We start from the raw sequence: 14,835 nt of genomic DNA, 5'->3' as shown, positions 1-14,835 counted from the left end.
TTCGGGCCGGTAGAATCGCGGGATGGAATTCCACGCCGCTGCCCGCGTCCGCGCGCACCGCGACGGGCGAACGCGGAACGCCTGAGCGGGCGGGACGCGCGGCGTCCGAAGCTGAGTAGCCTGGAATCCGAGCCACCTGGAGAGTTCCCGTGACCGACGCCGTCCCCTCGATCGACGACGCCCCTTCTACCGACGTGTCCTATCCCGCCGACGGCTTCGCGCTGTTCCCCGACCGATCGGTCGTGGCGCTTCGCGTCAACGGTGAGCTGAAGGACCTCGCGACGCAGGTATCGGAGACGGACGCCGTCGAGCCCGTCAGGATCGACAGCCCCGACGGTCTGTCGATCCTGCGTCACTCGACGGCTCACGTGCTCGCTCAGGCGGTGCAGCGCATCGACCCGCAGGCGAACCTCGGCATCGGTCCGCCGATCGAGGACGGCTTCTACTACGACTTCGGCGTAGCCGAGCCGTTCACCCCCGAGAAGATCAAGGCCATCACGAAAGAGATGCAGCGCATCGTTCGTGAGAGTCAGCGCTTCGTGCGTCGCGTGGTGACGGATGACGAGGCTCGGGCGGAACTCGCATCGGAACCGTTCAAGCTCGAACTGATCGACCTGAAGAGCGCTTCGACAAGCTCAGCGACCGGGGGGCTCGCCGCTGACGGCGCGAGCGTCGAGGTCGGTGCCGGCGAGCTGACGATCTACGACAACGTCGACCGCGATGGCGTGACCGTCTGGAAGGACCTCTGCCGCGGCCCCCACGTGCCGGGCACCCGCATGGTCGGGAACGGCTGGGAGCTCACCCGCATCGCTGCGGCGTACTGGCGGGGGAGCGAGAAGAACCCGCAGCTGCAGCGCATCTACGGCACCGCGTGGCCGACCAAGGACGAGCTTCGCTCCTATCAGGAGCGCCTGGCCGAGGCCGCGAAGCGCGACCACCGCAAGCTCGGCAAAGAGCTCGACCTGTTCTCGTTCCCCGACGAGATCGGCTCGGGCCTGTCGGTGTGGCACCCGAAGGGCGGCATCATCCGGGGCGAGATGGAACAGCACGCCCGGCGCCGACACATCGCGGGCGGGTACACCTACGTGTACACCCCGCACATCTCCAAGCAGGACCTGTTTTTGCAGTCCAACCACCTCGTGACGTACCGCGAGGGCATGTTCCCGCCGATCCGCATGGACGAGGAGCGTGACGACGAGGGTCAGGTGACCAAGCAGGGCACCGACTACTACCTCAAGCCCATGAATTGCCCGATGCACATCCTGATCTACAAGGAGCGTGCGCGGAGCTACCGCGACCTGCCCATGCGCCTGGCCGAGAACGGAACGGTCTACCGCAATGAGCTCTCGGGCGCGCTGCACGGGCTGACCCGCGTACGGGGCTTCACCCAAGACGACTCGCACCTTTTCGTGACTCCCGAGCAGCTCGAGTCCGAAGTGACCCGCGTGCTCGATTTCGTCATCTCGATGCTGCGGGACTTCGGTCTCGATGACTTCGAACTCGAGCTGTCGATGCGCGATGACGAGAGCTCGAAGTGGATCGGCACCGAGGAGTTCTGGGACTACTCGACGAACGCGCTGCGAAACGTCGCCCTCGCAAGTGGGCTCAAGCTGACCGAGGTTCCCGGTGAGGCGGCGTTCTACGGCCCCAAGATCGACCTCAAGACGAAGGATGCGATCGGCCGCACCTGGCAGCTTTCGACCGTCCAGGTCGATCCCAACCTGCCCGACCGCTTCGACCTGGAGTACACCGGGCCCGATGGCGAAAAGCACCGTCCGATCATGATTCACCGGGCACTGTTCGGATCGATCGAGCGTTTCTTCGCGATCCTGCTCGAGCACTACGCCGGCGCCTTCCCGCTCTGGCTGTCGCCGGTGCAGGTCGTCGGCATCCCTGTCGCCGAGGATTATGCGCCGTATCTCGAAGACGTGATCGCCCGACTGCGCGAGAGGGACGTGCGCGCCGAGGTCGACAATTCGGACGACCGGATGCAGAAGAAGATCCGCACGCACACGACCGCAAAGGTCCCGGTGCAGTTGATCGTCGGCGAAGCGGATCGCGCGGGCGGCACCGTCTCGTTCCGCTTCCGTGACGGCACCCAGACGAACGGTGTGCCGGTGGATGAGGCGATCGAGCGGATCGTCGCGGCCATCGCTTCGCACGTGCAGGTGTCTACGGCCGAGGACCTCGCGTGACGGATCCCTTCTCGGGCGCAGGCGAGCCGGAGCTGATTGCGGCATCCGAGCTCGCGGGCGTGCCCGATGAGTTCCAGCGGCTCTGGACCCCGCACCGGATGGCATACATCCAAGCGGGCCCTGAGCCCCTGCGCCTCGATTGCCCGTTTGACGCCGCACCCCAGATGAGCGACGAAGACGGGCTCATCGTCGCTCGCGGCAAGACCGCCTACGTTCTGCTGAACCTGTTCCCGTACAACTCCGGTCACCTCCTGGTGTGCCCGTACCGTCACGTCGGTCTCTACGACGAGGCGACTCGTGAAGAGGTCGACGAGATCGCCGCGCTCACGCAGACCGGTATGCGGGTGCTGCGAGAGGTGTCGAAGTGCGACGGCTTCAACATCGGCATGAATCAGGGCCGCGTCGCGGGAGCCGGCGTCGAGGGGCACCTGCACCAGCACATCGTTCCGCGGTGGGCGACGGATGCGAACTTCTTCCCGATCATCGCGCGCACGAAGGCGCTTCCGCAGTTGCTCGGCGACGTACGCCGGGCGATCGCGGATGCCTGGAGTATTTGACTCCTCCACAGGACGACCGCGCGGTCACATTTCCTTTCCTGGAGCCACGCAGCTCCCAGGGCGAGCATTGCTCCGTAGCGTGTGCGAATGATCATCGACTCAGGTTGGGACTTTCTTTCGCTCGCTCGGCTGCGCTGGCCGGATGATCTCGGAAGCGGTGATCGTCAGTTTGTCGTGTTCGGCGACCACCATTGGTGGTTCTACGGGGTGGCCGACGTCTTCGGTGATCGGTGGGCCCACCCCGAAGAGTGGGTCGACGAGGTGTTGAACACTGTCGACTCGGACATGGTGCGCTACCTTGCCGTTGTGCTTGAGTCGGTGAACACATCGCTCGACTATTCGCTCGACGCCTATCCGTTTGATCGGATGCTTCGCGCCAAAGCGGCTGAACGCGGGCTGCACCACATGGGCTGCTATTTCATCGGCAACGAGTACTGGTCAGCTACCGGGCCGATGAAGACATTCGCCACCTACGTTGGTTCCGAGCAGTACCCGACTGTCACGGTTGAGGTAGCAACCACGACTCCCGGTTCGAGCGCCATGCATGCATAATGCAAGCATGGCCAACGTGTTGATCCGAGATCTGCCCGAGTCCGTTCATCGCGAGTTGACCCTTCGCGCCTCTGAACGGGGCCAGTCTCTGCAGCAGTTCCTGACGGGAGAGCTGGTGCGACTCGCGGAAACACCAACTCTGGAATCGGTTTTCACTCGGATATCTGCGCGAACGACCGGCAAGGTCGGCCTGCAGCAGGCGGTAGACGATCTCACGGCTGGACGCGCAGATTGATCGTCGTCGATGCGAGTGTGTTGGCCAATGCTCTCGCCGACGATTCGGATGACGGGGAACGAGCACGCGCCCGCCTCCTCTCCGAAAACCGACTTGTCGCGCCGGAACTCATCGATGTGGAAGTGGCATCGGTTTTTCGTCGAAGGTGGCTTGCGGGCGATCTCGACGAGGAACGCCTCGCTCTGGCGATCGAAGATCTCGCCGCTGTTGGGATCGAACGGATGCCGATGCGCCAGCTCATGAGCCGAGTGATCGACCTGAGACGCAATGTCACCCCGTACGATGCCGTCTACGTCGCCCTCGCCGAGGTGCTCGGTTGTTCGTTGCTCACCGCGGATCAACGACTCGCGCTCGCTCCCGGGCCCCGGTGTGAAATCGAGGCGCTCACCTCGCGGCGGTGAAATCGACGTCAGCGGACGCGGGTGACCTCGAACTGCAGCCGCGGGTTTGCGTAGAACTCCTGCGACTCGACGAGCTGCAGCTCGCGCTCGCCCGACTCGTGGGTGCGCTGCAGCAGGTCGAAGACGCTTGACACCGTGCGTGCGAGCGCGTCAGCCGCGTCGTCGGTGCGGAGGTAGTGCGCCGTGAACAGCGCGGCCGTCACATCGCCCGAGCCGTTTGCCTTCATCGGGAGCAGCGGGGTCTGGACGATCCAGGCACCGAAGTCGTTCACGACGAGCATCTCGATCGTGCCGGGCTCGCGATCGGGGCGCTCGACGCTCGTCACGAGGACCGTGCGCGGTCCCATCGCGCGAGCAAGGTCCGCCGCATCGAGGGTTGATTCCAGCGTGTCCGGTTCCGTACCGGTCAAGAATCCCAGCTCGAACTGGTTCGGCGTGATGAGGTCGGCAGCAGGAACGACGCGCTCACGCAGCAACACGGGAATCGCCGGGGCGACGAAGCATCCGGACTTCGCGTTTCCCATCACCGGGTCGCACGCGTACATCGCGTCGGGATTCGCGGCCTTCACGCGCGCCACGGCGTCGAGGATCACGTCGCCGATGCCCTCGCCGCCCTGGTAGCCCGACAGCACGGCGTCGATCTGCGGGAAGACTCCGCGTTCTTCGATGCCGAGGATCACGTCGCGCACGTCGTCGGGGCTGATCAGCGGCCCGCGCCATGCGCCGTAGCCGGTGTGGTTGGAGAAGTTCACCGTGTAGACGGGCAAAACCTCCACTCCGATGCGTTGCAGGGGGAACACTGCGGCGGAGTTGCCGACGTGACCGTAGGCGACGGCGGACTGGATGGAGAGCACCTTCATCGGACGATCATCCCATTTCATCGTTGTCGGAGAGCTCGCGTACGGCCGCGCCGAGGTCGGCTGCCAGTCGTTGAGCGTCCTCATCGGGCAGGTCGTGCACGGTGAGACGCAGGTGCCGTGCGGCCGCCGGATCGCCCAGCACGAACTCGTCGCCGGTGCGGACGAGCCATCCGCGCTCCTGCATTCCCGCCGCGACGCGTGCTGCCGGCATCGGTAACGGCACCCAGAGGTTAAGGCCGTCCGTGTCTGCGCAGGAGAGGCCGACGGCCCTCAGCCGGTGCGCGAACGCGGCGTTCCGCTCGGCATAGTGCGACGCTGCCGCGGTGATGGTCTCGCGTGCCTTCTCATCCGTCACGAGTGACAGGACCAGACGCTGCAGCAGATGACTGACCCATGTGGTGCCGGGACTCAACCGCAGCGCGAGACGATCGGCGGTGTGCGGGTCTGACGCGACGATCGCGAGACACATGTCGGGCCCGAGGAACTTCGACACCGAGCGGACGAGCGCAAAGCGCCGATGCTCTGGCCCGACCAGCGAGTGGAAGGGCTGGTTCGAGAGCAGGGAGAAATGATCATCCTCGATGATCAGGACGTACGGATGCTCGGCGAGCACCGCGCGCAGCTGTTCCGCGCGCTCGGCGCTGAGGCTCGCGCCGGTCGGGTTCTGCGCGCGGGGTGTGCAGACCACGGCGCGCACGCCCTGCTCGAGCGCAGCGCGAAGGCCCTCGACCGTCATCCCCTGGTCATCCATCGGCACGGGCACGGCGCGGTAGCCGCCGAGCCGCACCGTATGGATGCTTGCCAGGAAGCACGGGTCCTCGAGCGCCACGGCGTCATCGCGGGTCAGCGCCTGCGCCAAGATGCGCTCGACCGCGTCCACCGCACCACTCGTGACGGTCAACCGGTGCGGACGATCACCGAGGTCGCCACGCATCCAGGCGCCGCCCCATGCCGCAAGGCCTGGATCGATCACGGGCTCGCCGTAGAGGACCGGACGCCCGGCCATCGCGGACAGTGCCGCGGACGGATCGGGGATGAAGCGCGGATCGGGATTGCCCGTGCCGACATCACGTAGCGAGCCGCGCTCGGCGAACCCCTCCTGCGCGACGGGGGATCGTTCGACGACACGTGTGCCCGCGCGACCCCGCGTGATGATCAGACCCGCGCCGGCGAGCTGGCGATAGGCGGCCATGACCGTGTTGCGATTGACGCCGAGCTCATCGGCGAGCGTCCGCACGGGCGGGAGCAGGTCGCCCGGTGCGAGGTCCGAGCGCTCGAGCAGGGCGCGAACACTGTCGGCGATCTCGGTTGCCGAGCCGCCACTGATCCGTTGTGTCACCTGCATCCTCTGTTCGAGCCTTGACCGTATCAAGCTCATGCTATCTTTTGGCCTATGCCAAAGCGGGCGGTACCCGATCCGTCCGATTGCACAGCGAAAGGATCCCCCCTGTGACCTCTCCCACCACCGGTTCGTCACGCGTCAAGCGCGGCCTGGCCGAGATGCTCAAGGGTGGCGTCATCATGGACGTCGTCAACGTCGAGCAGGCGAAGATCGCCGAGGATGCGGGAGCGGTCGCCGTGATGGCACTCGAGCGCGTGCCGGCCGACATCCGGGCTCAGGGTGGCGTGTCGCGCATGAGCGACCCGGACATGATCGACAGCATCATCGCCGCGGTCTCGATTCCGGTCATGGCGAAAGCCCGCATCGGGCACTTCGTCGAGGCGCAGGTTCTGCAGCAGCTGGGCGTCGACTACATCGACGAGTCCGAGGTGCTGTCCCCGGCCGACTATGTGAACCACATCGACAAGTGGGGTTACACGGTTCCCTTCGTCTGCGGTGCGACGAACCTCGGCGAGGCGCTCCGTCGCATCACCGAGGGTGCCGCGATGATCCGCTCGAAGGGCGAGGCAGGCACCGGCGATGTCTCGGAGGCCACGAAGCACATCCGCACGATCTCGGGTGAGATCAACCGCCTGCGTGCCATGACGAAGGACGAACTGTACGTCGCGGCCAAGGAGCTGCAGGCGCCATACGACCTCGTCGCCGAGGTAGCCGAGACCGGCAAGCTGCCCGTCGTGCTGTTTGTCGCCGGTGGGGTCGCAACACCCGCCGACGCGGCGATGATGATGCAGCTCGGTGCGGACGGCGTATTCGTCGGGTCCGGCATCTTCAAGTCCGGCAACCCGGCGGAGCGAGCGGCCGCGATCGTGAAGGCGACGACGTTCTACGACGACGCACAGGTCATCGCGGATGTCTCGCGCGGGCTGGGTGAAGCCATGGTCGGGATCAACGTGTCCGACCTGCCGGCCCCGCACCGGCTCGCCGAGCGCGGCTGGTAGAACCTCGTTTATGGGCGGTCGTCTTCGCGTCGGCGTGCTGGCGATCCAGGGTGACGTACGCGAGCATGCGCGGGTGCTGACTGACCTCGGAGCCGAGGTGCAGCTCGTGCGCCGGCCGGTCGAGCTCTCTTCCGTCGACGGACTCGTGCTGCCCGGCGGCGAGTCGAGCGCGATCGACAAGCTTTCGCGGGCGTTCGGGATGCAGCATCCGATCCGTGACGCGATAGCCGCCGGGATGCCGATGTATGGGACGTGTGCCGGTCTGATCCTGCTCGCCGACCGCATCACGGACGGCATCGTCGGGCAAGAGACGTTCGGGGGTCTCGACGTGACGGTGCGCCGGAACGCGTTCGGTGGGCAGACGGAGTCGTTCGAGACGGACCTCGATGTGCCGGCGCTGGGCGACCCGCCCGTGCACGCCGTCTTCATCCGCGCACCGCTTGTCGAACAGTGCGGTCCGGATGTCGAATCGCTGGCGACGCTCGACGACGGGCGCGTCGTCGCGGTCCGCCAGGGCGCGCTGATCGGCACCGCTTTTCACCCCGAGGTGACGGGTGAACACCGCTTTCACCAGCTTTTCCTCGAAAGCGTGCGCGCCACGGCCTGAGCGGATGTCGGGGACCGAGGTTAGGGTGACGACGTGACCGAATGGGTGGCGTTGCTACGCGGGGTGAACGTCGGTGGGATCTCGATCCGCAGCGTCGATCTGCGAGAGCTTCTGACGCGGATGGGCCTCGAGGACGTGCGCACCTTTCTCGCCAGCGGCAACGCGGCGTTCCGGTCGGCGCGATCGCACGAAGATCTGAAGCCGGCGATCGAGGCCGCGCTCGGGGAACGATTCGGCTACGACGCCTGGATCGTCCTGGTTGGACGCTCGGATATCGAAGCGGCCATCGCATCCTTTCCGTTCGACGCGGACGACGGCACACGACAGCCCTGGGTGATCTTCTGCGTCGATGACGCGACACGCGACGAGCTGACGGATGCCGCGGCGTCCCTGAAATCCCACGCCGATCCTGTCGCGCCCGGCCCCGGAGTCGTCTATTGGTGCCCAGCCAAGGGCAGCTCCACGGACACTCCGTTCGCGAAGGTGATCGCCCGGACCACCTACAAGGCCAGGACGACGAACCGCAATCTGCGAACGCTGCAGAAGATCGTCGCCTAACCCTCGACCGCCGCGGCGTTCGGTGCGAGATCGGTCGCCGTCGTAAACTGGATGAATGTCCGGCCATTCCAAGTGGGCCACGACCAAGCACAAGAAGGCGATCATCGATTCGCGCCGTGCCAAGTCGTTCGCCAAACTCATCAAGAACATCGAAGTCGCCGCCAAGATGGGCGGCGCCGACATGTCGGGCAACCCGACACTGGTCGACGCGGTCCAGAAGGCGAAGAAGACTTCTGTCCCGAACGACAACATCGACCGCGCCATCAAGCGTGGCGCGGGTCTCACCGGCGAGTCGATCGAGTACACGACGATCATGTACGAGGGCTACGCCCCGAACGGCGTCGCGCTGCTGATCGAGTGTCTGACCGACAACAAGAACCGTGCGGCGGCCGAAGTGCGCACAGCCATGACGCGCAACGGCGGCACCATGGCCGACCCGGGCAGCGTCGCGTACAACTTCCACCGCAAGGGCGTCATCGTCGTCTCGTCCGAGAGCGCGAGCGAGGACGACGTGATGCTCGCCGTTCTCGACGCCGGCGCGGAAGAGATCGAGCCGCACGGCGATGGTTTCGGTGTCATCACCGAGGCCACCGACCTCGTGAAGGTCCGCTCCGCGTTGCAGGACGCCGGGATCGACTACGAATCGGCCGATGTCGAGTTCGTGCCGAGCCTCAAGGTCGAGGTCGACGCGGACACCGCACGCAAGGTGTTCCGCCTGATCGATGCGCTGGAAGACAGCGACGACGTGCAGAACGTCTACTCGAATTTCGATCTGACCGCCGAGGTGCAGGCCGAGCTCGAGAACGACGAGTAGGGCGCGCCTCGGCGCCAGCGTCGGCCCGCACGCCTAGCGTGGGGGGAGTGCGCACCCGATCCCTCCGCGTGCTCGGCATCGACCCCGGGCTGACACGCTGCGGCGTGGGCGTCGTGGATGTCGCACCGGACCGATCGGGTCGACTCGTCCACGTCGGCGTCATCCGATCGTCGCCGGATATGCCGTTGCCGGAGCGCCTCGCCGTCATCGCCGCGGGGATCCGGGCGGTGCTCGTCGAGCACAGCCCCGATGTCGTGGCCGTCGAACGCGTTTTCGCCCAGCACAACGTGCGGACGGTGATGGGTACGGCGCAGGCGAGTGGAGTTGCCCTGCTGTTGGCCGCCGAGCATGGTCTGCCCGCCGAGACCCATACGCCGAGCGAGGTCAAGGCCGCGATCACGGGGTACGGCTCGGCCGACAAGCGTCAGGTCCAGACGATGGTCGCGCGGGTGCTGCGGCTGGATGCCCTTCCGCAGCCGGCGGACGCGGCGGATGCCTTGGCCCTGGCTCTCTGTCATGCGTGGCGTTCCGGCGGCGCGGTTGCTGGGCCGGGTACGACGCCGTTGACACCCGCCCAGCGTGCATGGGCCGACGCAGAACGCCTCGTCCGCCCATCCCGTTAGCCGTCGGTCGACAGCACCTGTCTCGGGTGCTGCGTGTCGCTCGAACATACCTACGATGATCCGAACTAAGATCTCCACATGATCTCGTCACTGCGCGGCGTCGTGCTGCATGCCGCTGTTGACTCCGTTGTGATCGAGGTCGGCGGTGTGGGCCTGAGCGTCGCGGTTCCCGTCGATGTCGCGCGCACGGCTCACGCGGGCCAGACCCTCGCGCTGCACACGAGCCTGATCGTCCGCGAGGATTCGCTGTCGCTCTTCGGATTCGAGTCGCGGGAAGAGCTCGAGCTGTTCTCGCTGCTCCTGCAGGTCACCGGTGTCGGCCCGAAATCCGCTCTCGGCGTCCTGTCACAGCTGACCGCCGAGCGCATTGCCGAAGCCGTGCATGCGGAAGACGACGCCCCCTTCCGGAAGGTCTCGGGCATCGGCCCCAAGACTGCCAAGCTCATCGTCCTGCAGTTGTCGGGCAAGATCGCGCCCGTCGCGTCGCGTTTGCCCGCATTCTCGGCACCCAGTTCGGACGTCTTGACCCAGGTTGCACAGGCACTCGTCGGGCTCGGCTGGCAGGAGCGTGTCGCCACCGAGGCCGTCACCACGGCCGCCGAAGAGGCAACGGAAGCTGACCGTGCGAGCGTGTCAGCACTTCTGCGCGTGACGCTCGCCGCCCTCGGGCCGGCACGACAGGGGAGCGCCCGTGGCTGACTCTCCGTCGGGCGACGGCGCGTTTCGCGAGGTCGATCCGGTGGCCGAAGAATCCGAATTGGCCATCGAGGGCGCCCTGCGACCCGGGTCGCTCGCGGATTTCGTCGGTCAGCCGAAGGTGCGTGGTCAGCTCCAACTTCTGCTCGACGCCGCGCGCATTCAGCAGCGCCCGGCCGACCACATCCTGCTCTCGGGTCCGCCGGGCCTCGGCAAGACCACCCTGGCCATGATCGTCGCGCACGAGAGCCAGCGGCCCCTTCGGCTCTCGAGCGGTCCCGCGATCCAGCACGCCGGCGACCTGGCCGCCCTCCTGTCGAGCCTTACGCCCGGTGAGGTCCTCTTCATCGATGAGATCCACCGGATGGCTCGGTCGGCAGAAGAGATGCTCTACCTCGCGATGGAGGATTTCCGCATCGACATCATGGTCGGAAAGGGTGCCGGAGCCACGAGCATCCCGCTCGATCTCGCGCCTTTCACGCTGGTGGGTGCCACGACGCGGTCGGGATTGCTGCCGAACCCCCTGCGGGACCGGTTCGGCTTCACCGGACATCTCGAGTTCTATGAGGCCTCGGACCTCGAGCGCGTCATCGGGCGATCATCGAGCATGCTCGGTGTCGACCTGAGCCCCGAGGCCCGCGCCGAGATCGCGCTGCGCTCGCGCGGGACGCCCCGAATCGCAAACCGCCTCTTGCGGCGGGTGCGCGACTTCATGCTGGTGCACTCCGAGGCCGGGGAGCTGGCAGCCGTGCGGTCCGCCCTTGAGCTGTACGACGTCGACTCGATCGGTCTCGACCGCCTCGACCGTGCCGTACTCGATGCACTCGTATTCCGTTTCGCCGGGGGTCCGGTCGGTCTCAGCACTCTCGCGATCGCGGTGGGCGAAGAATCCGAGACCGTCGAAAGTGTCGTCGAGCCCTATCTCGTGCGCATCGGATTCTTGGGCCGGACACCCCGAGGCCGTGTCGCAACGCCCGCAGCGTATGCCCATCTCGGTGCACCGCAGGCGCAGGGCGCGCTCAGACTCGATGACCTATAATCGCTGAAGGCTTACGCGCCTCTCTTGCCGTATGCCCTCAATCGCGCCGTGCGCCCCCGAAAGGCACCTTTCTTCATGGACATCCTGCTCATCGTCGTCCTGGTCGGCTTGCTCGGCTTCATGTTCTGGAATTCGCGTCGACGGATGCAGCGGGCCAAGGTCGAGCAGGCTGAGAAGGCGCGTCAGACGATCCCCGGCGCCGAGGTCCTGCTGCAGGGCGGCCTGTACGGCACGATCGTCGAGTTCGACCCCGAGAACCTCGACCAGCCTGCTCTGATCGAGATCGCCCCCGGCGTCGAGATCAAGGTGCACAGCCAGGCGATCCTGCGCGTCGTCGACCCGGCCGAGGGCGTTGTCTCCGAAGACGAGTTCATCGAAGCCGAAGCTTCCGAGGCCGAGTACATCGCGGGCGTTGCAGACGGCGAGATCTCGTCGCTGAGCGACGACCACAAGGCCGAGCTGCGTGCCCAGGCCGAGTCCGACCAGCGCGCGGCGGAGCGTAAGAACAACCCCGAGGCCTGACCTGCCCCGCGTGGCCCCCTTTTTTCTTCGAGAAAGCTGAGCCCTGGTGGCGACTTCTTCACCTGTCCGCCATGCCTGGCGGGCCTTGATCGGCCTGCTGGCGATCATCGGCATCCTGTTCGGCGTCAACGCGCTCGGCGTGTACGTGTTCCAACAGAGCACCTGGGCGCCCGAGCTTGCGCTCGATCTGCAGGGCGGTACGCAGATCATCCTCGAGGCGCAGACCGAGGATGGCGCCGCGCCGTCCAGCGAGCAGCTCGAGCAGGCTGTCACGATCATGCGCCAGCGCGTGGATGCCTCGGGTGTCGGTGAGGCCGATGTTGCGACCGAGGGCGGGCGCAACATCGTCGTGCAGATTCCGGGCACAGCCGACGAAGAAACACGCGAGCGTATCCAGGCGAGCGCGCAGCTTCAGCTGCGCCCCGTCATCTACACCGGGAGCCCGGCCACCGAGTTCGTCGGCGAGGACGGCGAAGCGACGCCGTATCCGACTCCGGACCCGTCGCTCGAGGCCACGCCCACCGCAGAGCCATCGAACGCCAGCGACCCCAACTGGGTCACGCCCGCATTGCAGGCCGAGTTCCTGGCGTACAACTGCGCCGACGAGAACAACGACCCCGCGAACGCCCCGGCCGACCAGCCGCTCATCACGTGCGAGACGGACGGCAGCGTCAAGTACATCCTCGGACCCGTCGAGATCGATGGCACGGCCATCGACGATGCGACGTTCGGTCTCGACACGACCAACAACCAGTGGTCGGTTCAGCTCACGCTGGACGCCGAAGGCACCGAAATCTTCGGTGAGGTCAGCCAGCGGCTGTACGGTGCGACCGCACCCCTGAACCAGTTCGCGTTCGTGCTCGACGGCGATGTCATCTCGGCGCCGTCGATGAACGGCCTGATCCTCGACGGCCGCCCGAGCATCACCGGAAACTTCGATCAGGAGAGCTCGCAGGCCCTCGCGGATCAGCTGAAGTACGGTGCACTGCCGCTGAGCTTCACGGTCGTCAGCTCCGACACCATCTCGGCGACCCTCGGTTCGCAGCAGCTACAGATCGGCCTGATCGCGGGCCTCATCGGCCTGGCTCTCGTCGCCCTGTACTCCCTGATCTCGTACCGAGCACTCGGCTTCGTCATCATCGCCTCGCTCATCGTGATGGGCGTGCTGACCTACGTGATGCTCTGCATCCTGTCGTGGCGCATGGGCTTCCGTCTGTCGCTCGCCGGTGTCGCGGGGTTGATCGTCACCATCGGGTTCACGGCCGACTCGTTCATCGTGTACTTCGAGCGAATACGCGACGAGCTGCGCGACGGCAAGAGCATCACGGGTGCCGTCGAGGATGGCTGGGCGCGAGCCAAACGCACGATCTACATCTCGAAGTCGATCAACATCCTGGCCGCCGTCGTGCTGTACATCCTGGCCGACGCCACGGTCAAGGGCTTCGCCTTCACGCTCGGCCTCACCACCCTGATCGACATTTTGATCTTCGTGATCTTCACGCACCCGGTCATGCAGCTGCTTGCCCGCACGCGCTTCTTCGGCCAGGGGCATCCGCTCTCCGGCCTCGATCCGACGGCGCTGGGCGCGGTCTACCACAGCCGCTCCGAGTTCCGCGCGCCGGTGGTAAGCGAGGGCACGAAGGCCAAGCGTCTCGCGCGTTCACGTGGTGAGGCGGAGCGACGACAGACGATCGCGGAACGCAAGCAGGCGGAGATCGCCGCCTCGTTCAAACCCGCTCCGAAGAACCCGGGAGGGAACGACTGATGCGCTCCATGAGCCAGTTCGGCAACGACCTCTACACGGGCAAACTCTCCGTACCCTTCGTCCCGCGACGTCGACTGTGGTTCATCGTCGCGATCGTGTTGGTGATCGGCTCGGCGCTGGGCCTGCTGGTCAAGCCCCCGCAGTTCTCCATCGAGTTCACCGGTGGGTCGCAGTTCACGGTCTCGGGCCTCGAGGCGCCCGACCAGCTCATCGCGACGGACGCCGTGCACACGGTCGTCCCCGAGGCGACGACGAAAGTCACCACGATCGGTGGCACGGCCATCCGCGTTCAGACGGACCAGATGAGCGCGGACGACACGCTTGCGGTGAGCGCTGCCCTTGCGACGGCCTACGACGTGCCGACTGAAGAGGTCACGACATCGTTCATCGGCCCGACGTGGGGTCAGGACGTCACGCGACAGTCCCTCTGGGGGCTCGCGATCTTCCTCGCGCTGACCTTCCTGATCATGGCGATCTACTTCCGCACGTGGAAGATGTCCGCCGCCGCGATCATCGGGCTCGTTGACGTGCTCATCATCACGGTCGGTGTCTACGCACTGGCCGGTTTCGAGATATCGCCCGCGGCGGTGATCGGATTCCTCACGATTCTGGGTTATTCGCTCTACGACACCACGGTCGTGTTCGACAAGATTCGAGAGAACACGACGGAGGACGGCCTCACCACGGGGCGCACGTTCGGCGAGTCCGTCAACCTGGCCGTCAACCAGACCCTGGTGCGCTCGATCAACACGTCCATCGTTGCGGTCCTGCCGGTTGCGGCGATTCTCTTCATCGGTGCGCTGTGGCTGGGCGCCGACACGCTCAGCGACATCTCACTCTCGATCACCGTGGGCATCGTCGTCGCGGCGTACTCGACACTGTTCGTCGCCGCGCCCCTGTACTCGCTGTTCCGCGAGGGCGAGCCGCAGCTGCGTGAGCGCGACGAGCGCATCCGCGCGGCCCGGGAACTCGCCGCGGTGGACAGCTGAGCACCACACCGATGCCGCCGAGCCGTCCCGCGCGCGGGCGTAGGATGGTCCGATCCAGCGGGGTGGTGCCACACCGCTTTAT

17 protein-coding genes are annotated in these 14,835 nt (G+C 66.2%); 15 read left to right on the top strand and 2 right to left on the bottom strand.

Annotated elements, in window-relative coordinates:
* The first annotated feature begins 149 nt into the window (after nt 1–149).
* From thrS to MIC448_RS03430, 5 genes are all read left to right on the top strand, one after another.
* Nucleotides 150–2,195 carry a threonine--tRNA ligase gene (thrS, locus tag MIC448_RS03450; protein WP_370651800.1) on the top strand — a complete coding sequence of 682 codons (2,046 nt, stop codon included), beginning with the start codon at nt 150–152 and terminating at the stop codon, nt 2,193–2,195.
* On the top strand, nt 2,192–2,752 hold the full coding sequence (locus MIC448_RS03445) for an HIT domain-containing protein (RefSeq protein WP_036296114.1): 561 nt from the start codon (nt 2,192–2,194) through the stop codon (nt 2,750–2,752). The genes thrS and MIC448_RS03445 overlap by 4 nt, the downstream gene beginning before the upstream one ends.
* A gap of 87 nt (nt 2,753–2,839) precedes the next feature.
* Nucleotides 2,840–3,304, top strand: a complete 465-nt coding sequence (locus tag MIC448_RS03440; protein ID WP_036296111.1) for a hypothetical protein — start codon at nt 2,840–2,842, stop codon at nt 3,302–3,304.
* A 7-nt stretch (nt 3,305–3,311) separates the two neighbouring features.
* The gene (locus MIC448_RS03435) at nt 3,312–3,539 is read left to right on the top strand and encodes a hypothetical protein (RefSeq protein WP_036296108.1); all 228 of its coding nucleotides are present in this window, start codon (nt 3,312–3,314) and stop codon (nt 3,537–3,539) included.
* On the top strand, nt 3,536–3,940 hold the full coding sequence (locus tag MIC448_RS03430) for a type II toxin-antitoxin system VapC family toxin (protein ID WP_036296105.1): 405 nt from the start codon (nt 3,536–3,538) through the stop codon (nt 3,938–3,940). The genes MIC448_RS03435 and MIC448_RS03430 overlap by 4 nt, the downstream gene beginning before the upstream one ends.
* 8 nt (nt 3,941–3,948) lie before the next feature.
* Here the strand turns inward: MIC448_RS03430 and pdxY are convergent, their stop codons facing one another.
* Nucleotides 3,949–4,800 carry a pyridoxal kinase PdxY gene (gene pdxY, locus MIC448_RS03425; protein ID WP_036296102.1) on the bottom strand — a complete coding sequence of 284 codons (852 nt, stop codon included), beginning with the start codon at nt 4,798–4,800 and terminating at the stop codon, nt 3,949–3,951.
* 7 nt (nt 4,801–4,807) lie between these two features.
* Nucleotides 4,808–6,145 carry an aminotransferase class I/II-fold pyridoxal phosphate-dependent enzyme gene (locus MIC448_RS03420; protein WP_036296099.1) on the bottom strand — a complete coding sequence of 446 codons (1,338 nt, stop codon included), beginning with the start codon at nt 6,143–6,145 and terminating at the stop codon, nt 4,808–4,810.
* Nucleotides 6,146–6,249: 104 nt separating this feature from the next.
* Here MIC448_RS03420 and pdxS point away from each other — a divergent pair, with 104 nt between their 5' ends.
* The 10 genes from pdxS to secF all read left to right on the top strand — a co-directional run bounded on the left by pdxS (nt 6,250) and on the right by secF (nt 14,753).
* On the top strand, nt 6,250–7,140 hold the full coding sequence (pdxS, locus tag MIC448_RS03415) for a pyridoxal 5'-phosphate synthase lyase subunit PdxS (RefSeq protein WP_036296097.1): 891 nt from the start codon (nt 6,250–6,252) through the stop codon (nt 7,138–7,140).
* 10 nt (nt 7,141–7,150) lie between these two features.
* On the top strand, nt 7,151–7,747 hold the full coding sequence (gene pdxT, locus MIC448_RS03410) for a pyridoxal 5'-phosphate synthase glutaminase subunit PdxT (RefSeq protein WP_036296094.1): 597 nt from the start codon (nt 7,151–7,153) through the stop codon (nt 7,745–7,747).
* 33 nt (nt 7,748–7,780) lie between these two features.
* The gene (locus MIC448_RS03405; protein ID WP_036296091.1) at nt 7,781–8,305 is read left to right on the top strand and encodes a DUF1697 domain-containing protein; all 525 of its coding nucleotides are present in this window, start codon (nt 7,781–7,783) and stop codon (nt 8,303–8,305) included.
* Between the two features lie 55 nt (nt 8,306–8,360).
* Nucleotides 8,361–9,119, top strand: a complete 759-nt coding sequence (locus MIC448_RS03400) for a YebC/PmpR family DNA-binding transcriptional regulator (RefSeq protein ID WP_036296088.1) — start codon at nt 8,361–8,363, stop codon at nt 9,117–9,119.
* A 47-nt stretch (nt 9,120–9,166) separates the two neighbouring features.
* Nucleotides 9,167–9,742: a crossover junction endodeoxyribonuclease RuvC gene (ruvC, locus tag MIC448_RS03395; protein ID WP_036296085.1), complete on the top strand. Its 576-nt coding sequence runs from the start codon at nt 9,167–9,169 to the stop codon at nt 9,740–9,742.
* 78 nt (nt 9,743–9,820) lie between these two features.
* Complete coding sequence (gene ruvA / locus MIC448_RS03390) at nt 9,821–10,441, top strand: Holliday junction branch migration protein RuvA (protein ID WP_036296083.1); 621 nt, start codon at nt 9,821–9,823, stop codon at nt 10,439–10,441.
* Nucleotides 10,434–11,477 (top strand): Holliday junction branch migration DNA helicase RuvB, encoded by a 1,044-nt coding sequence (gene ruvB / locus MIC448_RS03385; protein ID WP_199484403.1) that lies wholly within the window; start codon nt 10,434–10,436, stop codon nt 11,475–11,477. Before ruvA ends, ruvB begins: the two co-directional genes overlap by 8 nt.
* 48 nt (nt 11,478–11,525) lie before the next feature.
* Nucleotides 11,526–11,999 carry a preprotein translocase subunit YajC gene (yajC, locus tag MIC448_RS03380; protein WP_243419892.1) on the top strand — a complete coding sequence of 158 codons (474 nt, stop codon included), beginning with the start codon at nt 11,526–11,528 and terminating at the stop codon, nt 11,997–11,999.
* A 46-nt stretch (nt 12,000–12,045) separates the two neighbouring features.
* The gene (secD, locus tag MIC448_RS03375; RefSeq protein WP_036296077.1) at nt 12,046–13,764 is read left to right on the top strand and encodes a protein translocase subunit SecD; all 1,719 of its coding nucleotides are present in this window, start codon (nt 12,046–12,048) and stop codon (nt 13,762–13,764) included.
* On the top strand, nt 13,764–14,753 hold the full coding sequence (gene secF / locus MIC448_RS03370; protein ID WP_036296074.1) for a protein translocase subunit SecF: 990 nt from the start codon (nt 13,764–13,766) through the stop codon (nt 14,751–14,753). Before secD ends, secF begins: the two co-directional genes overlap by 1 nt.
* The last annotated feature ends 82 nt before the right edge of the window (nt 14,754–14,835 follow it).

The sequence above is a fragment of the Microbacterium sp. C448 genome (assembly GCF_000582705.2).
GTDB classification, from domain to species: Bacteria; Actinomycetota; Actinomycetes; order Actinomycetales; family Microbacteriaceae; genus Microbacterium; species Microbacterium lacus_A.
Note: the sequence above shows the minus strand (reverse complement) of the source record. Positions and strands in the feature narration are given on the sequence as shown.

What these genes read in the sequence shown, in the direction of transcription:
- MIC448_RS03440 (WP_036296111.1), top strand. Translation starts at nt 2,840, where the DNA reads ATGATCATCGACTCAGGTTGGGACTTTCTTTCGCTCGCTCGGCTGCGC.
- MIC448_RS03435 (WP_036296108.1), top strand. Translation starts at nt 3,312, where the DNA reads ATGGCCAACGTGTTGATCCGAGATCTGCCCGAGTCCGTTCATCGCGAG.
- pdxY (WP_036296102.1), bottom strand. Translation starts at nt 4,800, where the DNA reads ATGAAGGTGCTCTCCATCCAGTCCGCCGTCGCCTACGGTCACGTCGGC.
- MIC448_RS03420 (WP_036296099.1), bottom strand. Translation starts at nt 6,145, where the DNA reads ATGCAGGTGACACAACGGATCAGTGGCGGCTCGGCAACCGAGATCGCC.
- pdxT (WP_036296094.1), top strand. Translation starts at nt 7,151, where the DNA reads ATGGGCGGTCGTCTTCGCGTCGGCGTGCTGGCGATCCAGGGTGACGTA.
- MIC448_RS03400 (WP_036296088.1), top strand. Translation starts at nt 8,361, where the DNA reads ATGTCCGGCCATTCCAAGTGGGCCACGACCAAGCACAAGAAGGCGATC.
- ruvA (WP_036296083.1), top strand. Translation starts at nt 9,821, where the DNA reads ATGATCTCGTCACTGCGCGGCGTCGTGCTGCATGCCGCTGTTGACTCC.
- secF (WP_036296074.1), top strand. Translation starts at nt 13,764, where the DNA reads ATGCGCTCCATGAGCCAGTTCGGCAACGACCTCTACACGGGCAAACTC.